Genomic DNA, 21073 nt, shown 5'->3' on the forward strand with positions numbered 1-21073 from the left:
CTGCCCCCGTCAGTACTCGTACAGCGAGACCACGAACGGGAGCTTGTTGTACATCAGCACCGCGACCGGAAGCCCGACGACACTGAGCGTGAACAGGTACGCGACCGACATCCAGACGCCGCTGGCCCACCAGCCGACGAAGACGAAGTAGACGGCGCGGACGGCGAGGCCGTACGGCTGCTCGCCGCCCCTACCCTCGGCGTCGACGAGGTCCCGCTCCTTGAGCGAGAGGACCTTCGGCACCGCGTTGATCATCTTGATCCCGAGCGGGATGCCGACGACCGTCACGTTCAGAAACCACGCCACGCCGAGCCAGATCCCGGTCGCCCACCAGCCGACGAACACGAACCAGACCGCCCTGACGACGAGCGACCGCTCGGCGTCGCCGCCGTTCGGTCGCGACTTGTCGTTCATAGCCGAGTCGTACGTACCGAACGAAACATAAATACTCACTGACACTGGGCCGGGAGCGAAGCCCGTCGAGCCCCGTCACACCCGGTTCGACGCCCCCGGATCGCCACCCGATTTATGCGGCGAGCGCCCGAACGACGCCCATGGACAACGACGACGAGGGACGTGATGGAACGACGGAGCACTCCCCCTCCCGGCTCGGCCGCGTCCTGCTCGGGCTCGGGCTGGCGCTGCAGGCCTCCGAGGACTTCCGCGACATGGACGACACCGTGGAGTACGCGGAGTCCGCGGGCGTCCCGCTGCCCGACCTCGCAGCGCCGTTCGCCTCGGGGATGATGATGGTCGCCGGACTGGGAATCGCGCTCTGGCGGCTCCCGCGGGTCGCCACCGGCGCGGCCGTCACCTTCCTGACGGTCGTGACGGCGACGATGCACGACTTCTGGAACGCCGACCCCGACGACCGCGACGGCGAACGGCTCGCGTTCTTCGGCAACCTCGCGATGATCGGCGGCGCGCTGGTGTTCCTGCGCGAGGCGTGGCGGCGCTGAGGGCGGCGGGCGGTGGTCGAGAGGTGAGCCCGAAGCGTCCGTGGACCGTCCCTACTCGCCGTCAGCGCGCTCCGCGGCGACGACCTCGCCGACCATCCTCCACCCCTCCTCCTCGGGGCCCTGCCGACCGAGCAGAATTCGCTCGTAGTCTTCGGAGCTTATGAGCCTGAACGCCGCGTCCGTGTCCGCGTCGACGCGCGTGCCCTCGCCGCGGAACTCGCGCTGGAAGAACTCGGTCGAGTCGAACCGGTAGACGCCCGACGCGGCGCCTTCGTCGCCCTCGTCGCCGCCGCCCTCGCCGCTGCCTTCCACGGTCAGTCGGACCGGGTCGGGCTGGACGTTGTGGATGCGCTTCGCGACCGGGTGGAGGTCTGCCATGCCCCCGACGACGCGGCGCGGCGAGTAAAGCGCGGCGTTCGGGCGCGGACTCAGACGCGCGGCGGCGCGGTCAGCAGGTCGGCGAGTGCGTCGCCGGACCGACCGGCCGCGCGGCCGAGCGCGACCGCGATTCGCGCCTTCGCGGCCGGGAGGTCGTCCGCGAACGTGACACCGTGGTCCGCGAGCGTGACGGCGCCGCCGGGGGTGCCGTAGACCGGCTCCGTCGGCCCCGCCGGAGAGCGCGAGGAAACGACCACGGGGACGGGGTTCTCAGACCCGAGCGCCTCGCCGACCGCGTCGCCGAGCGCCCCGGTGGCGTTGCCGAGCCCGGTGCCCTCGATCACGACCGCCTCGACGGACTCCGCGGCGAGCGCGCGCTCCAGCCCCGCCGCGCCGACGCCGGTGCCGGACTGGACGACGGGCACCTCCGGGACGGCGTCGGCGTCCGCCGCCCCGAGGTCGAGCGGCGGCGCGTCGACGCGCCGCGCGGGTTCGCGGTGGACCCGGACCGCGGCGCGGGTGAACTCCGCGACCGGGCCGCCGTTCGGCGACCGGAACGTCGAGAGCGCGTTCGTGTGGCCCTTGATCGCCTCGCGTGCGGCGTGGAGTTCGTCGTCGAACGCGACGTGGACGCCCGGCGCGAACCGCTCGTCCGCGGCGGCCCGGACCGCGGTCGTCAGGTTCGCGGGCACGTCGCTGGAAGGCTCGTCGAGCCGTCGCTGCGCCCCGGTCACGACCACCGGGACCGGGAGGTCGGTCAACAGGTCGAGCGCGAACGCCGTGTCCGCGAGCGTGTCGGTGCCGTGGGTGACGACGACGCCGTCGGCGCCGGTCTCCCCCGCAGATCCGTCGTCCGCGACCGCCTCGCGCGCCGCGTCCGCGGTCGCGAGCACGTCGCGCCAGCGCATGTCGAACCCGGGCTGGCCGCACACCTCGCGGGCCTCGACCCGCGCGTGGTCCGCGAGTGCGGGCACCGCCTCGACCAGTTCCTCGCCCGCCTTCGCCGGGGCCGCCCCGTCGTCGTCCGGTTCCGAGGCGATCGTTCCGCCGCAGGCCAGCACCGCCACGGTGGGGTGACCGTCGCCCGGGGCGTCGTTCGGATCGTCGCCCGGATCGTCGGCCGAATCGCCGTCGTCGAATGTGTCGCTCATACGTCCGCCACCGGCCTCGGAGGGAAAGGCGTTGAGTCGGCGGCACCGGCTGCCGGCGTCGCTCCGACGCGGACCACACGTCTGAAACCGCTGGCGACCGGATCGAGGAGTATGAGCGAGTACGCCGACGAACTGGTCGCGAACCGCGCGGAGAAGGACGACTTCTTCGCGGAGCACCCCCAGTCGCCGATCCCGCCCGAGCACCGGGACGACTTCTCGGGGCTGAACTACTTCGATCCCGACGAGACGTACCGCGTCGCGGCGGTCGCGACGGTCCACGACGACCCCGAGCCGGTCGAGATGGAGACGACCGCGGGCGCGCCCGTCCGCTACCTCCGCGTCGTGACGTTCACGTTCGAACTGGACGGCGAGACGTACGAGCTTGCCGGATACAGACAAGAGAGCGACGACGGCGAGGGGCTCTTCGTCCCCTTCCGCGACAAGACGACCGGCCAAGAGACGTACCGCCACGGCCGGTACATGGAGCTGGAGCCGGAGGGTGAGCTCTCCGACGGCGACCCCGTGACGCTGGACTTCAACCTCGCGTACAACCCCTTCTGTGCGTACAGCGAGACGTTCTCCTGTCCGCTCCCGCCGGAGGAGAACTGGCTGGAGACGGAGATCCGCGCCGGCGAGCGAACGACCGACTTCTGACTCGCGACGGGTCGTCGGGGCGACCGACCGCGATTATCGCTCGTAGACGACCTCGCCGTCCACGACCGTCATCGTCACGTCTATCTCCCGGATCCCCTCGGGGTTCTCCCAGGGGGACTCCTCCAACACCGCGAAATCGGCCCGCTTACCCGGCTCGACCGTCCCGAGTCGGTGTTCGTCGAACCCGGCGTAGGCGGCGCCGCTGGTGTACGCGCGCAGGGCCTCGGTTACCGACAGCCGCTGCGCCGCCGCGGGCGCGTTGACCGCCCAGTGGACGCCGAGAAGCGGGTCCATCGGCATGCCGTCGGACCCGAACGCGAGATGCACGCCCGCGTCGAGCAGGTCGCGGTAGCGGTTCGTCTCCGCGGTCCGGTCGCCGATGCGCGACTCGTAGAGCCCGCCCGCGTCCGCCCACTTGAGGAAGTTCGGCTGGACGCTCGCGACCGCGCCGGTCGCCGCGAGGCGCTCGATGGCCTCGTCGCTCGCGAGTTCGACGTGCTCGACGCGGTGGCGAGCCTCGCCGGGGTCCGCGACCGGTGGCTCGGCGGCCGTCTCGTAGGCGTCCAGCACCGCGTCGATGGCCACGTCGCCGATGGCGTGGGCGGTGAACTGGAACCCCTCGGCGGTCGCGGCCGCGACGTGCTCGGCCAGTTCCTCGGGGTCGACGACCCACTGGCCGGTGGCGTCCGCCGCGTCTGGAGGGGCGTCCTCGTACGGCTCGGAGAGCTTCGCGGTCCGGCCGCCGAAGCTCCCGTCGGTGTACGACTTCACCGCGCCGACCTGCACGAACGCGGAGCCGGCGTTCGTCGTCAGCCCCGTCTCCGCGAGCGCGTCGAGGTGGTCGGTCCAGTAGTTGATCCGGACGCGGGCGGTCAGCGCGTCCGCCGCGTCGAGTTCGCGGTAGACGCGGGGGGCGTGGGAGTTGCGGACCATGTCGTGAAAGCCCGTGATCCCCTTCGCCGCGCAGTCCGCGAGCGCGGCCTCCACGATGTCGCGCGTCTCCGCCGGGCCCGGTTCGACCGCCTCGTAGACGGGGTCGATCCCCTCCTCGAGCAGGACGCCGGTCGGCTCGCCGTTCTCCGTGGGGAGACAGTCGGCTGGCACCTCGTCCGCGAAGCGGTCCAGCACGACGGAGTTCGCGGAGGCGACGTGCATGTCCTCGCGGAAGGCGACCACCGGGCGCTCGTCGTCGACGGCGTCGAGGTCCGCGCGCGTGAGGTAGCGCTCCTCCTCCCACGTCGACTCGTCGTAGCCGTAACCGAGCACCCACTCGTCGGGACCGCAGTCGGCCGCCCGTTCCGCCAGCAGGTCGACCGCGTCGCTCGGCGAGTCGGCCCCGGAGAGGTCGGCGTGGACGAGGTAGCGCCCGACCGTGGTGAGGTGCGTGTGCGCGTCGACGAACCCCGGGAGCAGGACGCGGCCGTCGAGGTCCACCACGTCGGTCTCGGCGCCGGCGAGGAACCGCACGTCGTAGCTGTCGCCGACGCGGACGACCGCGCCGTCGCGGACGGCGACCGCTTCGTGCGTCTCGTCGGGGTCGGCGAGGGTGTGGACCTCGCCGTCGAGAAAGACCCGGTCTGCGGATGCGCTCATACCTCCGGGGCGGAGGCCACGGAGGTTAACGGTTCGGGAAGCGGGCGGTTCGGGAAGCGGGCGGCCGTTGCCGGACCGCGCCGCGAGGTCGGGCCGCCCTCAGAAGAGTCCGCCCTCGAACGCGCCGCGGAAGACCACGAGTCCCACGCCCGCCAGCACCACGAGCGCGATGAAGGTGAAGCCGATGATCGCCGCCCGCCGCCACGTGAGCGCGTCTTCGTCGCCGAGGAAGTCGAGCACCATACCCCTTGAGTCCCCCAGGGAGACCTTGAAGGTAGCGACCCGGACCGACACCGGGAGGGGCCACCGCACCGGTCCCGCGAACCGACACGCCTTAACGGTCGCCGGAACCACACTCGCGCATGACCACCGCCGAGGACCTGGCCGCTCGCGTGCGCGAGGGCGACCTGCGCCTGCACGAACTGGAGGAGCACGCGGACGCCGACACCGCGACCGCGGCCCGCCGCCTGATCGTCGCCGAGCAGTCCGGCGCCGACCTCGAGACGGCGGGCGCGTACGCCTTCGACGCCGCCGACGCCGACCCCAACATCGAGAACATGGTCGGTGCGGTGCAGGTACCGCTGGGCGTCGCGGGGCCGGTGCGGATCGACGGCGGCGCGCTCTCGGGCGAGCGATACCTCCCGATGGCGACCACCGAGGGGGCCCTGGTCGCCTCGATCAACCGCGGCTGCTCCGTCATCAACGCCGCCGGCGGCGCGACCGCGCGCGTCACCAAGTCGGGGATGACGCGCGCGCCGGTCTTCCGCGTCGCGGACGTGGCCGAGGCCGAGGCGCTCGTCTCGTGGGTCCGCGACAACGAGGCGGCCCTGCGCGAGGCGGCGGAGGCGACCACGAGCCACGGCGAGCTGCTCGACGTGACGCCGTACGTCGTCGGCAACAACGTCTACCTGCGGTTCCGCTACGACACGAAGGACGCGATGGGGATGAACATGGCCACCATCGCCACGGGCGAGGCCTGCGACGTGGTGGAGGCGGAGACCGGCGCCTCGCTGGTCGCGCTCTCGGGCAACCTCTGTTCGGACAAGAAGCCCGCCGCGGTCAACGCGGTCGAGGGACGGGGGCGCTCGGTCACCGCGGACGCCACGATCTCCCGAGAGGTCGTCGAGGAGCGACTCCACACGACGCCCGGCGCGGTCGCGGAGATCAACACCCGGAAGAACCTCGTCGGCTCCGCGAAGGCCGGGTCGCTCGGCTTCAACGCGCACGTCGCCAACGCGGTGGCGGCGATGTTCCTCGCGACGGGCCAGGACGAGGCGCAGGTCGTCGAGGGGGCGAACGCCATCACCACGGCGGAGGTGACCGACGACGGCGACCTCTACGTCTCCGTCTCGCTGGCCAGCCTCGAGGTCGGGACCGTCGGCGGGGGGACGAAACTCCCCACGCAGGCCGAGGGGCTGGAGGTCCTGGGCGTCCGCGGCGGCGGCGACCCGGCGGGTGCGAACGCGGACGCGCTCGCGGAGGCAATCGCGACCGGCGCGCTCGCGGGCGAACTCTCCCTGCTGTCGGCGCTCGGCTCGCGGCACCTCTCCTCCGCGCACGCGGACCTCGGGCGCTGACGGCGCCGGCGTTCCTCACCGTCGACCCGACGGTCCGGTGCGCGACCGGGGGATGCGCCGCCCGATCACGTCGCGCACCAGCAGGACCCCGCCCGTCCCCAGACACGACAGGCCGATCAGCGCGCCGAGGCCCTCCGGGACGGCGGCGACGACGACGAATCCCACCCCGGCGAGCAGATGCGTTCCGGCCTGTATCCCGTACCCGTCCCGCGCGTACGCGGCGGCCGCGGCGAGGAAGGCGACGCCGCAGACGGCGAGCGCCCACCGGACGAGCGAAACCGCGGTCGGCGCCGGATCCAAAAACGCGGCCGCGCTCCCGCCGAGCAGCGCCGCTCCGAGGACCGCGCCCGCAAGCGCCAGCGCCCGACGCCCGCCGATCATCGTGGTAACGATACACACGGACAGAGCATAAACGTGAGTCAGACGCACGCGTGCCGCGCGTCTGTTCGGAGCCGGGCCGCCGACCGATTCGTCCAGGGCGGCTCCGCCGACCGCTCCGTCCGGAAGCGTCGCCCCTGCTACAGCACCCGGTAGCGGCCGCGCGACTCCGAGAGCTCGCCCCGTCGCGTGAGTCGATCCAGGATCTCGCGAGCGCGCTCGGGGGGAACGCCGTGCTCGCTCGCGCGGTCCACGACCGCCTCCGCGGTCGGATCCTCGGCCTCCTCGACGGCGTTCCGGACGATCTCCGTCCGCGAGCGCGAGTCACCGCTCGACCGTCCCTCGCCGCGCTCCGCGCGCTCGCCGGCCGCCGCGACCGCGTCCGTGTCGAGCCCCGACGCCTCCAGGTACTCCTCGTCGCCGACGCCCGCCTCGTCGACGCGCTCCTCCAGGTCCGCGACGTGGTCGACCTCCGCGAACGCCTCGCTGGCGTCGTGTTTCTTGGCCAGCAGCGCCGACCGGGCCTGCTGGGCGGCCGTCCGGTCCTCGGACTCGAAGAACCGCTTCAGTTTCGCCGTCCGGTGGGTCTTCCCGCATCGGGGGCACTGGGCCGTCTCGCTCGTCTCGGGGTCCGTCACGAGCCACATGGTCGCACACTCGTTGCAGCCGACGACCGCGTACATGGACGGACGTTTCGCGGCAACGGCTTTCAACCCTCGGGAGGGCGGCGACGGTTGTCTCGCCGGCCGACGGCTCGGCGGTGGTCCCGTCGGCCGGCGGTGGTCGGCGGAGTCAGACGAAGTTCAGCGGGACCATCAGCAGCGCGCCGGCGACCGCGCCGCCGACGAACTCGGGCTTGCCGCCGCTCGAAAGCTCCGCGCCGCGCTCCATCGCCTCCGGGACGAACTCCGTGAGCACGAGGTAGATCATCGCGCCCGCGGCGAACCCGAAGCCGTACGGGAGGACTTCCCGCGCGAGGCGGACGAAGGTGAACGCGATCGCCGCGCCGATCGGCTGAGGCAGGCTGGAGAAGACCGCCCACCAGACCATCTTCCAGCGCGGGACGCCCATCGCCCGCAGCGGGATGGAGATCGCGGTCCCCTCCGGGACGTTGTGGATCGAGATGGCGACGGTCATGAACACCGCGAGCACCGGGACGGTGAACCCGACGATGGGGGTCCCGCCCTCGATGCCCAGGTCCGCGAACGAGACGCCGACCGCGATCCCCTCCGGGAAGCTGTGGACCGTGAGCACGCCGAGGATCAGGAGCAGCTTCTTGAAGTCCGCTTCCTCGTACTGACGCGGGTCGACCTCCGCGTTCGTGATGACGTTGTGGGCCAGCACGACGAGCAGGACGCCCGCGGCCATGCCGACGGCGATCTCCGCGGGCGTCCCCTCCGCGAGCCCCTCCCGGATCAGGCCGAACAGCGACGCGGAGATCATGATCCCGGAGGAGAACCCCCAGAGCACGACGTTCAGCCGGTTGTTCACGTCCCGGACGAAGAAGAACGGGATCGCGCCGAGACCGGTCGCGAGCGCGGTGACGAGCCCCGCGAGCGTCACCAGCAGGAGGTTCTCGAGGAAGGCCACGGTTCGGATCGGGCTTCGGCGCGCGCCGATAAAGCCCCGGTGGTCGCGGTGCACGGGACCGGAACCTTACGGTGGGTCTGCCCTCGCGGGCCGGCGGCGGTGTGCAGGGTGGTGCTGGTGCGGCCGCGGTGCTGGTGCGGTCGCGGTGCTGTGCTGTTGGCGCGCGCCGCGGCGACCGCGGAGCGTGTCGCCGCGACCGCGCGAGGGAGGTCGCGGGCCGGCCGCCTGCGGTGCGGTGCTGTTCCGCGGCCGGCCCGCGGCCGAGGTTGGGGAGGTGCGAGGCTGCTGTGCGGTCGCGGGGCGGTTGCGGTGCGGTCGCGGTGCGGTGGGTGGGACTGAAAGGGGCAGCCTGATCGATCCGGCTGGGGCTTTCTGGATGTTGCTGTCAAGATCAGCAGCACCTGCACCAGATCCCGATCAGTAGTAGGGAGAGACGACTGGGGCTTTCCGGGCGTTGCTGACCAGACCAGCAGGATCAACGGCAGTTACAGAAAAAGGCTACATAGAGAGGCTGCCGGGACGTTCCGACTGGCGCGGTCCGGACCAGTAGGGTCCCCGTTCGCGCCCGGAGCTTTATGACGTCCCGCCTCCCTCCACCCGTATGGACATCGTACATGAGGACGAGACGGAGCCGGTGGAGGCGGTCCCTGGCGTCCACCTCACGCAGGAGGCGGCCGGCGAGGAGACGAGCGTGCAGGGGTTCACGATCGCGCCCGGCGCGGAGGTGCCCGTCCACAGCCACGAGCACGAGCAGGCGGGCGTCATCACGCAGAGCACGCTCACGTTCCTCGTCGACGGCGAGGAACTGCTGGTCCACGAGGGCGACTCCTACGTCATCCCGGGCGGCGAGCCGCACGCCGCGCGCAACGACACGGAGGTCCCCGTCGAGGGCTACGACATCTTCTCGCCGCCGCGGCTGAACCCGGACTGGCAGGACTGAGACGGCCCCGCGGGCGGCGCGCCCGATTCCCGGCCGCGCTCCGCCACGGTTCTCCGTGAATCGGAACCGATATAGGCGTTTAGGCAAGCCTAAAACATATGTCGTCAGACGACAGCACCGACGGACCGACGCGCAGACGGTACCTCGCCTACGGCGGGGCCATCGCGACCGGCGGACTCGCGGGCTGCACCGGTGACAGTGACGGACCGGCGGGGACGGAGTCCGCGGACCCGACCGCGACCGACGCTACCGAGACGCCGCAGACGGCGACCGAGGCCGACGGCGAGGGGGGAGACGAGGCCGCCTACGACGTGACGATGGAGCCGGTCGGGACCGTGTCGTTCGAGTCGGTCCCGGAGACGTGGTTCCCGTACACGGGCGACTACGCCGACATGGGCGTCGCGCTCGGGCAGGCGGACGGGCTCGCGGCGGTCGGCGTGAAGGCGCGGTTCGCGTCGCACCTCTACGAGGAGCTGCCGGGCGTCTCCGTCGACGAGGAGTCGCTCGTGGAGCTGTGGCAGAACGGCACCGACAAGGAGGCGTTCTACGAGCTCGACGCGGACGTCCACGTCATCGACCCGAACTTCATGGTCAACCGGCTGCAGTGGAGCCGCGACGAGGTCGCCGAGATCGACGAGAACGTCGGGCCGTTCCTCGGCAACACGATATTCTCCCACGTCTACGACTGGCACGACTACCCGTACTACGACCTCTACGAGGCCTTCGAGAAGCTCGCGGAAGTCTTTCAGGAGCGCGAGCGGTACGAGGCGTTCGCGTCCTACCACGACGAGGTCATCGCGGACGTGGAGTCGCGGCTCCCCGAGGACCGCCCGGACGTGGCGGTCGTCTACCCCGAGCAGGTCCCGCCGGAGTCGTACTACCCGTACCTGATCGGCGAGGGGACCCAGTCCAAGCACTGGCGCGACCTCGGCGTCGACGACGCGCTCGCGGTCCACGGGATCACCGACGCGCAGGCCGGCGGCGCGACGATCGACTACGAGACCCTGCTGGAGATCGATCCCGACGCGCTCGCCGTGCGCCTGCAGGGCGAGATCACCCCGGAGTACTTCGACGAGCAGATCCGCTCGCACCTGGAGTCGCACGACGTGGCCAGCGAGCTGACCGCGGTACAGAACGACCGCGTCATCTACGGCGGCGTCACCTACCAGGGGCCGATCGTCCACCTGTTCCAACTCGAACGCGCCGCGCAGGCGCTGTACCCCGACGCGTTCGGGGGCGAGGAACTGTTCGACCGCGACCGCGTCGCCGCCATCGTCAACGGGGAGTTCTGACGTGAGCGACGCCGAAGCCGAGAGCGATCGGGAGGGGTCCGCCGCCGACCGTGACGTGGTGATCGTTGGCGGCGGACCGGCCGGCAGCGCGGCCGCCATCTTCACCGCGCGGTACGGCCTCGACACGCTGGTGTTCGACCGCGGCAACGCGGCGCTCCCGCGCTGTGCGTACCTGGAGAACTACCCCGGCTTCCCGGGCGGGATCCCGGTCGACGCCTTCCGCGACCTCCTCGACGAGCACGTCCGCGAGGCCGGCGCGACCATCGAGGCGGAACTGGTGGAGCGCGTCGACCGGACCGAGGAGGGGTTCGCCGTCGAGACCGACGCGGGCACGACCGTCACGGCCGAGAGCGTCGTGGCCGCCTCGTGGTACGACGGCTCCTACCTGCGCCCGCTCGACGAGGGCGACATGTTCACGGAACAGGAGCATCACGGCGAGGTGGAGGAGCGCTTCGACCCGACCTACCCGGACGCGGACGGCCGGACGGACGTGGCGGGGCTCTACGTCGCCTCGCCCGCGGACGCCCGGAGCGCGCAGGCGGTCGTCGCCGCCGGCAACGGCGCGCACGTCGCGCGCGGCCTGATCGCGGACCGCCGGCGCGAGGCGGGATTCTCCGGCGAGGTGGTCGACCACTACGACTGGCTCCGTCAGGACGCGGAGTTCTCGGGCGAGTGGGCCGATCGCGACCGCTGGCGCGAGTGGTTCGACAACGAGACCGAGGGCGAGACGGACACCCCCGAACACCGCGAGCGCCGCGAGCGCTACATCGACCGCGCGTTCGAGACGCGGCGGACGCCCGAGGAGGTCGAGGAACTGGCCGAGCGCGGCCTCGAACGCTTCGTGGAGACGGTCGGCACCGACCGCGTGCTCGACGCGCTGGACGAGGAGACGATCCGCGAGCACCTCTCGGAAGCCACCTAACCCAGGTCGCGAATGCGCCCGTCACGCCGAGCCGAGTACCGCTGAAGGTCGGTCGTAGGGGCTCGTCTTTGCGCGACGTCGGCTCGGCTAAACGCCGCCTCACATCTCCGCAATCGTTTTGTCGTTCCATCGAGACAAACGCCCGTGAGTACCCTCCCTGCGGTCGTTCGCAGCCGCGCGGCGAGTAGCCGGCTGCGCGACCACGTTCGGCGTCCCGTGATCTACGGTGCGGTGGTGCAGGCGGTCGCGCTGCTCGCGTTCGTCGGCTTCGCGTCGGGAATGCGGCCCGCCGTCTTCGTGGTCGGGATGGCCGGCCCCGCGGTCGCGGCCGTGCTAACCGCACCGGACGCCGGCTGGGTCGACGCGCCGCTCGCGGGCGTCCTCGGCGGCTGCGTCTACCTGCTGTCGTTCCTGACGTACGCCGCCGCCGTCTCGGCGCAGTTCGAGTTCGTCGCCGCGACGTGGGTCTTCGCCGGCTACGTCGCGACCGCGATCACGCAGGCGATCATGCTGCTGCCCGCGTTCGTCTTCTTCGGCCTGTTCGTCGGGGGCGGGGTCGGCTACGCGAAGACCGTCTGGCGACGGCGAAGCGGGACGTGAGGCGTCGGTCCTCTCTGAGTCCGCTCCTTCCGAGTCAGGCCCCCGAGTTCCGATCCCGACCGCCGCCCCGAAAACCGACAGACGAAAGTCCTCGGAGCCGGTAGCTGGAACAACCATCGCGCGGTCGACCGGCGACCCGCACTCCCGACCATGGTCCAGCAACGCCACACCGACGAGACGGACAGGACCGGGTTCGACGAGACGACCAACTACCTGACGCGGACGCTCGCGAAGGTCGTCCCGACCGGCCTCGCACGGCGCGCGGTCGTCGTCTCCGTCGAGACGGACCGCGACACGTACGCGGTCGGCGACCCGGTCGAGATCACGGTCACCTTCCGGAACCGGCTCCCGGTGCCTGTCGAGGTCCCCACGCCCACCAGCCGGCGGTGGGGCTGGGAGGTCGACGGACTCCTGGAGGCGACCGACGAGCGTCGCTACGTCTCCGCGTCGCCGCTCACGTTCCCGTTCCGCGCCGGCGAGTCGAAGACCGCGACCGCCGTGTGGAACGGGACGATCCGGCGGAGCGAAGCTACCGGGCTGGACCGCGCCGAGCCGGTCGCACCGGGTGACCACACCGTCACCGCGTTCCTGTCGGTCGACGGCGGCCGAGCGCGGATCGAGGACTCGACGACCGTGCGGATCGAGTGACGAAGGCTTGGCGACAGGAACCCCCTCGAGGGCGACTCAGTCGGCCGGCTCGGCCGTCTCGTCGACGGCCGCGTCGCTCGTGACGCCCTCGCCGACGCCGGCGTCGCCGCCGGAGGCGGTCGCGTCGTCGCGGTGGAGGTGACACGCCGCGTAGTGGCGGCTGTCACCGTACTCCGCATCGATCTCGTAGGCCGGCTCCTCCGTCGCGCAGACGCTCTGTTCCGCGAACGACTCGGTGAGGAGGGCCTCGGCCTCGTCCCACTCCTCGACGGAGATGTGGCCGAGCGCCTCCGCGAGCACGTCGCCCGCCTCGCCGCCCGGCTCGTCCCCGTCGAAGTAGCGCCGGCGGAGCTCCTCGCGGTTCGTCGTCTCGAACGCGCGGCGCTTCACTGCGCGCTGGAACTCGACGAGGTCGCGCCACGTCGCGTCGTCCACGTCGTACTCCTCGGGCTGGATCAGCGACGGGCACCGCGTCCGGAACCGACAGCCGGACGGCGGGTCGATAGGCGAGGGCACGTCGCCTTTCAGCACGGCCGTGCGGCCGCCCGCCCGCGGATCCGGCGCGGGGATGGCGTCGAGGAGCGCCTGCGTGTAGGGATGGCTGGGGTTCTCGAACAGCTCCTCCTTGTCCGCGAGTTCGACCATCTGCCCGAGGTACATCACGGCCACGCGGTCGGAGATGTGGCGGATGACGCTCAGGTCGTGCGCGATGAACAGGTAGGTGAGGTCGAACTCCTCCTGCAGGTCCCGCATCGTGTTGAGCACCTGCGCCTGGATGGAGACGTCGAGCGCGGAGACCGGTTCGTCGCAGACGATGAAGTCCGGGTTGACCGATAGCGCACGCGCGAGGTTGACGCGCTGGCGCTGCCCGCCCGAGAACGCGTGCGGGTAGCGGTTGTAGTGCTGGGGGTCGAGCCCGACCTTCTCCAGCAGTTCCTTGGCGCGCTCCTCGCGCCCCTCCTCGTCGAGCATGTCGTGAGCCTTCATCGGCTCCTCGACGATGGGGCCCACCTTCATCCGCGGGTCCAGCGACGACTGCGGGTCCTGGAAGATCATCTGCATGTCCTTCCGCTTGGTCCGCAGCTCCTCGCCGCTCAGCTCGGTGAGGTCCTCGCCCTTGAAGTAGATGTCCCCGTCGGTCGACTCCAGCAGCTGGAGGACGGTCCGCGCGAGCGTGGACTTCCCGCAGCCGGACTCGCCGACGAGCCCGAGCGTCTCGCCCTTCTTGATGTCGAAGCTCACGTCCTCGACGGCCTGGACGTGGGTGGGGTTGCGCTCGACGAACGGGAACTCCGTCGAGACGTCGACCCCGCCGAGGAGCCCGCTGTCGTTGTCGAAGTACTTCTTGAGGTTGCGCACCTCGACCAGCGGCTCGCCCTCGGCCACGTCGCCGGCCGACGCCAGCTCGTCAGTCATCCGCCTCACCTCCGGTGTCCGTCAGGCCGGCGCTGAAGCCGCCGGTCGCCTCCGTCTCGAGGGGCTCGCTCGAGTCGTATCCCACGTCGAAGGCGTCGTACTTCACGCACGCGACCGTGTGCGGGCGCTCGCCCTCCTCGGTGGCGGCGTCCGCGACCGCCGCCTCGGTGGGCGCGTCCGCGTCCGCGACCGCGTCCTCGGCGACGGTCCGCGGCTCCGGGTGGACGCGCGTACAGACCTCGCGCGCCTCCGGACACCGCGAGTGGAACCGACAGCCGGAGGGCGGGTTGATCGCTTCGGGCATGACGCCCTTGATCGGGTTCAGCTCCTCGACCGTCTCGTCGGGTCGGGGCATCGAGTCGAGCAGCGCCTGCGTGTACGGGTGTTTGGTGTCGTAGAACAGGTCGTCCACGTCCGCCTGCTCGATGATCTCCCCGAGGTACATGACGTTGACGCGGTCGCAGATCTCCGCGACGACGCTCATGTCGTGGGTCACCCAGATGAAGGAGGTGCCGTACTTCTCCTGGAGCTCCTCGACGAGTTCGAGGATCTGCCCCTCGACGGTCACGTCGAGCGCGGTCGTCGGCTCGTCCGCTATGATCAGGTCCGGCTGGCAGGCGAGCGCCATCGCGATCAGCACGCGCTGGCGCATCCCGCCGGAGAACTGGTGGGGGTACTCGTCGTAGCGGTTCTCGGGGTCCGGGATGCCGACCTCCCGGAGCATGTCGATCGCCTCCTGCTCGGCCTCCTTCGTCGAGAGGTCCCGGTTCAGCTCGATGAACTCCCGGAGCTGGCCCCCGACGGTGAAGACGGGGTTGAGCGACTCCATGGGGTCCTGGAAGATGATGGCGATCTCGTTGCCGCGGATGTCGTCGCGCATCTCCTCCTCGGAGAGCATCTCCTCGCTGGGCTGTGGCTCGCCGTCCGGGCCTTCCTCGAGCCCGAACAGGGTCTCGCCCTTGAAGGTGATCTCGCCGTCGACGACCTCGCCCGGGCTCTCGACGAGCCGCAGGATACTGGAGGTGGCGACGGACTTCCCCGCGCCGGACTCGCCGACGAGCCCGACGATCTCGCCCTCGTGGACGTCGAAGGAGATGCCGTCGACGGCACGCACCGTGCCGTCCTCCGTGAAGAACTGCGTCTTGAGGTTCTCGACGCTGAGTAGTGGTTCGGTCATGTCAGTTGTTGATCCGTGGGTCGAGTGCGTCCTGCAGGCCGTCGCCGAGGATGTTGAAGCCGACGACGGTGATCAGAATGGCCAGCCCCGGCCAGACGCTGAACGTCGGTGCGGGGAGCATGTACCCCCGCGACACCGACAGCATCTGTCCCCACGAGGGGGTGGGCGGCTGCGCGCCGAAGCCGAGGAACGAGAGGCCGGCGACGATGAGGATGCTCACGCCGACCTGCAGGGTCGCCTGCACCAGCACCGGCGCGAAGCTGTTCGGGATGATGTGGCGCAGGATGATGTTGCGGTCCTTCACGCCCGCGGCGCGGGCGGCCTCGATGTAGTCCTCCTCGCGGATCGAGACGACCCGCGACCGGATGAGGCGGTTGAACACCGGGATCGCCGTGATCCCGACGCCGATCATCGCGAACCGGAGGTCGCGCCCGAACGCGGTCATGAACGCGATGACCAGCACGAGGAACGGGATGGCGTAGACGGTCTCCGTGACGCGCTGGAGCACGTCGTCGATCCAGCCGCCGTAGTAGCCGGAGACCGCGCCGATGAGGGTGCCGCCGACGAGCCCGATGCTCGTCGCCATGAAGCCGACGGTCATCGCCACGCGAGTGCCGTACACCAGCCGAGTCAGCAGGTCGCGGCCGCGGTGGTCCGTCCCGAGCGGGTGTTCGAGCACGCCCTGCCCGAACTGGTTCTCCATGCCGATGGGCGGGAGGAGCCGGCGGACCTCCTCGGGGTCCGTCTCGGGGTTGTACATGATCGCCTCCGCGATCGCGTAGTCGAAGATGTAGTAGTCGACCGCGGCGTACGCCGCCACGACCGTCATGAAGCCGACGATGTAGATCCCGATCCGGGCGGTCGTGTCGCGTTTGACCTGTGCGAGCGTGTATCTGAGCCCGACGCGGGCCTCGACCTCGCCGGCACCCTCCGCGGGCTCGTCGGCGCCCTCCGCGCTGGCGTCGTCCGTGTCTGGATTCGTGGCACCCATCAGTCGTCACCGTAAGTCACGCGGGGATCGAGGTAGGCGTACGCGATGTCCGTGATGATGACCCCCACCACGTACGCGACGCCGAACATGAACGTCGTCCCCATGATCAGCTCGTAGTCCTGGTTGTTGATCGCCGTGATGATCAGCCGGCCCATGCCCTGGATCTCGAAGACCGTCTCGGTCAGCACCGCGCCACCGAGCGCCGTCGAGAGGCCGAGGCCGACGATGGTGATCACGGGGAGCTGTGCCACCTGGAAGGCGTGCTTGCGCACGATGGTCGACTCGGGGACGCCGTACGCCCGCGCGAGCTTCACGTACTCGCCCTGCAGCGAGTCGACCATCGAGGAGCGCTCGATCCGGGTGATCTGCGCCATCTGGAGCGTTCCGAGCGCGATCATCGGCAGGAAGAGGTGGTGGGCCGACTGCCGGAGCACCTCCACCCGCGTCGCGGCGCCGCGGACGTCCACCGGGTTCGCCCACGGGAGCACCAGCCCCCGAGCGGGGAACCACCCGAGGTGGAACGCGAACACGATGATCAGCACCAGCCCGATCCAGAACGAGGGCGTCGAGACGCCGATGAGCGAGACGAACCGGGAGATGTGGTCGGCCGGCTCGTTGCGGCGCTTCGCGGAGATGACGCCGAGCGGGATCGCCGTGACGACGGCGAACGCGAACGCCGACAGCATGAGCAGCATAGTGACCGGGAGCCGGAGAAGGATCATCTCCAGCACCGGGCGGTCGTAGTAGATGCTCGTGCCGAGGTCGCCGGTCGCGACGCCCGAGAGGTACGCGATGAACCGCTCGTGGGCCGGCCGGTCGAGCCCGTATTTCGCCCGTATCGCCTCGACCTGTTCCTGCGCCGGCGTGGGGCCGAGCATGATCTCGACCGGGTCGCCGGGAATCTGGTTCGCGAGGAAGAACGTGATCGTGATGATCCCGATGAGCACGGGGACGGCCTGCGTGAGTCGCCACAGGCTGTATCGGAGGAGGCTCATCTAGACCACCCCATTGTGAACATGTATCATAGTCGTTGAAGTCGCTGCGGCTGTCGGACTGTCGCAAATCCGCAAATAAATAGGTTGCTTTTCGGTTCCCGCGAAATCGGCGGGAAAGAGCCGGAAACCGGGAAACGTCGCCGTCGCGACTACTGGACGGAGACGTTGTTGTGGTCCGTGAAGATCTGGACCTGCGTCGAGATCGGGTGCGAGCTGAAGCCTTCGACGCTGTTACGGACGCCGTAGGAGTTGTTCAGGTTGTACGCCGGGATGTGGACGCGGCCCTCCAGAAGCGTCGTCGTCGCCTCGATGTAGAGCTGGCGCCGCTCCTCGCGGTCGGCCGACTCACGCGCCTGCGTGAGCTTCGCGGACGCCTCGTCGTAGTTGTGGAAGGTGCCGTTCGTCACGCCCTCGGTCTCCTGGCTCAGCAGGTGGTACGCGAACGCGTCCGGGTCCGGGGAGCCGGACCAGCCGAGGGTGTACATGTTGAAGTCCTCCTCGTTCCCGCTGGTGTACGCGTCCGTGAAGGTCCCCCAGTCGAGCCGCTGGACCTGGACGTTCTCGAAGCCGGCGTTCTGCAGGCCGTCCCCGAGGGAGATGCCGATCTGCTCGCGCATGTCGTCCGGCGGGACGATAATGCGCCAGTCGTAGTCCCAGCTGACGCCGGCTTCCTCGAACAGGCTCTGTGCCTGCTCGATGTCCTGGTCGTGGCTGATCTCGCCCCACTCGTCGACCGGGAAGTCCCATTCCTCGGAGATGGAGGCCGGGTACGGGCTGACCTGCCGGACGCCCGAGGGCTTCACGAAGTTCTCGATGGCCTGGTCCATCGAGAAGCAGTAGTCGACCGCCTCGCGAACGACGGGGTCGGTCGTCGGACCCTCGCCGCAGTTGAACGCGAGGTAGAAGTAGCCGACGCCCGGCGCCTCCGAGATGCTCGCGTTCTCGTTGTTCCGAACCGTCTCGTACAGCTGGGGCGGGATCGTCTCGATGATGTCGAGGTTCCCCGTCTCGAGTTCGGTGACGCGGGTCGTCTGCTCCTCGACCGGGTCGAACTCGATGGTCTTGATGTTCGGAACGCCCGCCTCCTCGTCCCAGTAGTCGTTCCACCGCTCGACGGTCGCGAAGTTCTCGGGCTCCCACTCGACGAGGTCGAAGGGGCCGGAGCCGACGGGGTCCTGGTTGTACGCCTCGGTGTCCTCCTGCCGGACGGAGGCGTTGACGACGTTCCGGACCATCGCGGTGTTGAACGCGCCGTAGGGGTACTTGAGGTCGAACTGGACCGTGTGCTCGTCGACGGCCTCCGCGGTGTCGATCATGTCGACCTCGGAGGCGTTCTCGGTCTCCTCCTCGACCGGTGCCGTCATCGTGTGGATGACGTCTTCCGCGGTGACCGCGTCACCGTTCTGGAACTCCGCGTTCTCGCGGAGCGGAACGATGTATCGCGTCCCGTCGCGCTCGACGGTCGGCTGCTCGGCCGCGATCTTCGGCTCGATGTTGACGCCCTCGCCGTACTCGTAGAGGCCGTCGAAGATCTGGCCCGCGATCTGCGCGGACGGCACGTCGTTGATGACGATGGGGTCCATGTCCAGCGCGCCCTTCACCTGACCGAAGTAGAGCTCCTGCTGGGGCAGGTCGCTCCCGCCGTTCCCGCCGCCCGAGCCGTCCTCGGTGCCGGTTCCGCCGCCGGAACCGCCGTCGTCTCCACCGGTACAACCCGCAAGCAGCGCCGTCGACGACAGCGCGGCTCCGCTCGCGAGCAACTTCCGCCTCGTAACGTTGTCCATGCGTGACTTCCGCATGTTATGCCGGTTTCCTTTCTATATAATAAGGATTTCGCAAATCGTTCATGGATCTCCATCCGAGGTCGGCGATCTAACGGTGGAAAAAGATCAGAAATGTACACTCCTGTCGATCGCCGTGGGGCCGTCGCGGGACGGGCCGCCCCCTCAGTCGTCCGCGTTCACGGGACCGGACCGCGGAGTGACGGACGTGACGGTGCCGACGCCCTTGCTCGACCCCTCACGGAAGACGAACCGCTGTCCCTCCTCCACGAGGTAGGGTCGGAACTTGAACCGGACCGTGGCCTGGCCGGTGTCGCCCGGCAGCAGTCGACCGCCTTCGGGGGAGAACTCGGCCGCTTCGCTCATCGTCTCCAGGTGGACCACCGGCTCGTAGCCGTCGCGGATCCGGGTCGGATGGTTGAGCACCATCACCTCGGCCTCGAACTCCCGGACTGCGGGCGGGTTCTCCTCCCGCGGGACGAGCACCATGCCGCGCTCCAGTTCCGCCTCGTCGACGCCCTTCAGCGCGATCCCGACGATCCGGCCGGCCGCCGCGCGGTCGACGCGGTGGTAGTGCATCTCGATCGAGCGGACCTCCACCTCCCGGAAGCTCCCGTCGGGCATGGGGCCGCACAGCAGTTCGTCGCCCGCCTCGACGGCGCCGGAGTTCACGGTGCCAGACGCGACCGCGCCGACGCCGGTCACGCTGTAGGTCCGGTCGATGTACATCCGGAACGACGCGCGCTCGGGCGTCGCGCGCTTGGGGAGCGCCGCGAACAGCCGGTCGAGGTCGTCCAGTCCCTCCCGGGTCACCGCGCTCGTCCGGAAGACGGGGACCACCGACTCACCGATCTCGTCGGCCGCGGCCGCGACGCCGTGGCGCTCGACCGGGAGCGGCGTGCGCCCGACCTCCCGTAGCATCGACTCGACCTCACGCTCGACCGCGTCGACGCGCTCGCCGCTCACGGCGTCGGTCTTGGTGACCGCGACCACGGTCGGAAGCTCGGTCGCCAGCAGGATGCCGAGGTGCTCGCGCGTCGTCTTGGTGGGCCCGTCGTCGGCCGCGACGACCAGCAGGCCGTAGTCGAGCTTCTGGCCTACCAGCCCGCGGATCGTCGTGCGGAGCCACGGTTCGTGGCCCACGGTGTCCACGAACGAGACGAGCCGGTCGGCCCGCTCGACGACGCCCGCGCGGTCGGTCTTGCGGTGCGGGTTGTCCATGCGGACCGGCACGGGGTCAGCGGCGGGCACCCCCGCGGACTCCCCCGCAGACTCCGCGTTCCCGCCGTCCTCGCCGTCCTCGAAGCCGTAGACGGCGTACGACAGGTCCGCGGAGAGCCCGCGCTCGATCTCGTGGGGCTGCACGTCGAGGAAGCCGCGCGTCGCGCCGTCGCCGTCGTCCGCGTCTCCGGTGACGAGCGACCCCACGAGCGTCGACTTGCCGTGGTCGACGTGGCCAGCGGTGCCGACGACGAGGTGGTCCTCGTCCGTCTCCAGCACGCCGCCCTCGCGAACCGTGGCGAGCCCGACGATCCCCTCCGTCGGGCTCTCGCCGCCGTCACCGCCCTCGCGCACGTCGCCGACGCTCCACGTGTCGACGTCGTGGATGTGCGCGTCGGCCTCCTCGGCCAGCACCGAGAGCACGTCCATCGTCTCCGAGAAGGTCTCCGGCGGGACGCCGGCGATCCCGCCGTCGTCGGTGACGCCGAGCACGTACGTCGCCTCCCCGTCCCCGGAGAGGACGCGGTGGCGGAGTTGTGCCACGAGCGACTCCATCCGCCCGTCCGCGAGGTGAACCTCGCGGGAGAGCCGCTCCTTGAACTCGACGGCGCCGCCGTCCTGCTCCCCGCGCTCGATGGCCCCCCGTATGGCGGACCGGTCAGCGCTCATGGGCGCTCGTAGGCGAGGACCACGTATAACGGTTTTCGTGGGGTGTGTCCCCACGGCACGGGGGCAGTCCGGATCGGTCGAAAGTGGTGAGGAACGCTCCGGACCGATCGGGAGCGGCAGGGAGCGCTCTCGCGTCGGGCG

The 21073-nt window shown here is 70.3% G+C and carries 22 protein-coding genes; 8 read left to right on the plus strand and 14 right to left on the minus strand.

Annotated features, from left to right (window positions below; genetic code table 11):
• Positions 1-9 precede the first annotated feature (9 nt).
• A complete protein-coding gene (locus ACQE3L_RS07080; RefSeq protein ID WP_426963068.1) occupies positions 10-414 on the minus strand; it encodes a YccF domain-containing protein in 405 nt (134 codons plus the stop codon).
• Between the two features lie 140 nt (positions 415-554).
• Here ACQE3L_RS07080 and ACQE3L_RS07085 point away from each other — a divergent pair, with 140 nt between their 5' ends.
• Positions 555-959, plus strand: coding sequence for a DoxX family protein (locus tag ACQE3L_RS07085; protein ID WP_426963069.1), 405 nt, complete (start codon positions 555-557; stop codon positions 957-959).
• A 51-nt stretch (positions 960-1010) separates the two neighbouring features.
• Here ACQE3L_RS07085 and ACQE3L_RS07090 read toward each other — a convergent pair whose 3' ends face one another.
• Positions 1011-1337 (minus strand): DUF8072 family protein, encoded by a 327-nt coding sequence (locus tag ACQE3L_RS07090; protein ID WP_426963070.1) that lies wholly within the window; start codon positions 1335-1337, stop codon positions 1011-1013.
• A 50-nt stretch (positions 1338-1387) separates the two neighbouring features.
• A complete protein-coding gene (locus ACQE3L_RS07095) occupies positions 1388-2488 on the minus strand; it encodes an asparaginase (RefSeq protein WP_426963071.1) in 1101 nt (366 codons plus the stop codon).
• A 111-nt stretch (positions 2489-2599) separates the two neighbouring features.
• Here ACQE3L_RS07095 and ACQE3L_RS07100 point away from each other — a divergent pair, with 111 nt between their 5' ends.
• On the plus strand, positions 2600-3142 hold the full coding sequence (locus ACQE3L_RS07100; protein ID WP_426963072.1) for a DUF1684 domain-containing protein: 543 nt from the start codon (positions 2600-2602) through the stop codon (positions 3140-3142).
• 33 nt (positions 3143-3175) lie between these two features.
• Here ACQE3L_RS07100 and ACQE3L_RS07105 read toward each other — a convergent pair whose 3' ends face one another.
• A complete protein-coding gene (locus ACQE3L_RS07105) occupies positions 3176-4735 on the minus strand; it encodes an amidohydrolase (RefSeq protein WP_426963073.1) in 1560 nt (519 codons plus the stop codon).
• Between the two features lie 99 nt (positions 4736-4834).
• Positions 4835-4978: a hypothetical protein gene (locus ACQE3L_RS07110; protein ID WP_426963075.1), complete on the minus strand. Its 144-nt coding sequence runs from the start codon at positions 4976-4978 to the stop codon at positions 4835-4837.
• 119 nt (positions 4979-5097) lie between these two features.
• On the opposite strand from ACQE3L_RS07110, the gene hmgA reads away from it, so the two are divergent.
• Positions 5098-6312, plus strand: a complete 1215-nt coding sequence (gene hmgA, locus ACQE3L_RS07115) for a hydroxymethylglutaryl-CoA reductase (NADPH) (RefSeq protein ID WP_426963076.1) — start codon at positions 5098-5100, stop codon at positions 6310-6312.
• Between the two features lie 15 nt (positions 6313-6327).
• On the opposite strand, the gene ACQE3L_RS07120 is transcribed toward hmgA, so the two are convergent.
• The 3 genes from ACQE3L_RS07120 to ACQE3L_RS07130 all read right to left on the minus strand — a co-directional run bounded on the left by ACQE3L_RS07120 (position 6328) and on the right by ACQE3L_RS07130 (position 8280).
• Entirely contained in the window at positions 6328-6693 is a 366-nt protein-coding gene (locus ACQE3L_RS07120; protein WP_426963077.1) for a hypothetical protein, read from the minus strand.
• Positions 6694-6830: 137 nt separating this feature from the next.
• Entirely contained in the window at positions 6831-7373 is a 543-nt protein-coding gene (locus tag ACQE3L_RS07125; RefSeq protein ID WP_426963078.1) for a DUF5817 domain-containing protein, read from the minus strand.
• Positions 7374-7482: 109 nt separating this feature from the next.
• A complete protein-coding gene (locus ACQE3L_RS07130; RefSeq protein ID WP_426963079.1) occupies positions 7483-8280 on the minus strand; it encodes a ZIP family metal transporter in 798 nt (265 codons plus the stop codon).
• A 601-nt stretch (positions 8281-8881) separates the two neighbouring features.
• On the opposite strand from ACQE3L_RS07130, the gene ACQE3L_RS07135 reads away from it, so the two are divergent.
• The 5 genes from ACQE3L_RS07135 to ACQE3L_RS07155 all read left to right on the plus strand — a co-directional run bounded on the left by ACQE3L_RS07135 (position 8882) and on the right by ACQE3L_RS07155 (position 12682).
• Positions 8882-9220, plus strand: a complete 339-nt coding sequence (locus ACQE3L_RS07135) for a cupin domain-containing protein (protein WP_426963080.1) — start codon at positions 8882-8884, stop codon at positions 9218-9220.
• Between the two features lie 98 nt (positions 9221-9318).
• Positions 9319-10512 carry an ABC transporter substrate-binding protein gene (locus ACQE3L_RS07140; protein WP_426963081.1) on the plus strand — a complete coding sequence of 398 codons (1194 nt, stop codon included), beginning with the start codon at positions 9319-9321 and terminating at the stop codon, positions 10510-10512.
• Position 10513: 1 nt separating this feature from the next.
• Positions 10514-11434, plus strand: a complete 921-nt coding sequence (locus tag ACQE3L_RS07145) for an FAD-dependent oxidoreductase (protein ID WP_426963082.1) — start codon at positions 10514-10516, stop codon at positions 11432-11434.
• Between the two features lie 144 nt (positions 11435-11578).
• Positions 11579-12034 (plus strand): hypothetical protein, encoded by a 456-nt coding sequence (locus tag ACQE3L_RS07150; protein ID WP_426963083.1) that lies wholly within the window; start codon positions 11579-11581, stop codon positions 12032-12034.
• Between the two features lie 150 nt (positions 12035-12184).
• Positions 12185-12682 (plus strand): DUF7974 family protein, encoded by a 498-nt coding sequence (locus ACQE3L_RS07155; protein WP_426963085.1) that lies wholly within the window; start codon positions 12185-12187, stop codon positions 12680-12682.
• 36 nt (positions 12683-12718) lie between these two features.
• Here ACQE3L_RS07155 and ACQE3L_RS07160 read toward each other — a convergent pair whose 3' ends face one another.
• The 6 genes from ACQE3L_RS07160 to ACQE3L_RS07185 form a co-directional block, all read right to left on the minus strand.
• A complete protein-coding gene (locus tag ACQE3L_RS07160) occupies positions 12719-14098 on the minus strand; it encodes an ABC transporter ATP-binding protein (RefSeq protein ID WP_426963086.1) in 1380 nt (459 codons plus the stop codon).
• Positions 14091-15275: an ABC transporter ATP-binding protein gene (locus ACQE3L_RS07165; RefSeq protein WP_426963087.1), complete on the minus strand. Its 1185-nt coding sequence runs from the start codon at positions 15273-15275 to the stop codon at positions 14091-14093. The genes ACQE3L_RS07160 and ACQE3L_RS07165 overlap by 8 nt, the downstream gene beginning before the upstream one ends.
• A gap of 1 nt (position 15276) precedes the next feature.
• The gene (locus ACQE3L_RS07170; RefSeq protein WP_426963088.1) at positions 15277-16266 is read right to left on the minus strand and encodes an ABC transporter permease; all 990 of its coding nucleotides are present in this window, start codon (positions 16264-16266) and stop codon (positions 15277-15279) included.
• Entirely contained in the window at positions 16266-17261 is a 996-nt protein-coding gene (locus ACQE3L_RS07175; RefSeq protein WP_426963089.1) for an ABC transporter permease, read from the minus strand. The genes ACQE3L_RS07170 and ACQE3L_RS07175 overlap by 1 nt, the downstream gene beginning before the upstream one ends.
• 149 nt (positions 17262-17410) lie before the next feature.
• Positions 17411-19060 carry an ABC transporter substrate-binding protein gene (locus ACQE3L_RS07180; RefSeq protein ID WP_426963090.1) on the minus strand — a complete coding sequence of 550 codons (1650 nt, stop codon included), beginning with the start codon at positions 19058-19060 and terminating at the stop codon, positions 17411-17413.
• 147 nt (positions 19061-19207) lie between these two features.
• Entirely contained in the window at positions 19208-20932 is a 1725-nt protein-coding gene (locus ACQE3L_RS07185; protein ID WP_426963091.1) for a GTPBP1 family GTP-binding protein, read from the minus strand.
• Positions 20933-21073 lie beyond the last annotated feature (141 nt).

The sequence above is a fragment of the Haloparvum alkalitolerans genome (assembly GCF_050122995.1).
In the GTDB taxonomy this organism is placed as follows: Archaea; Halobacteriota; Halobacteria; order Halobacteriales; family Haloferacaceae; genus Haloparvum; species Haloparvum alkalitolerans.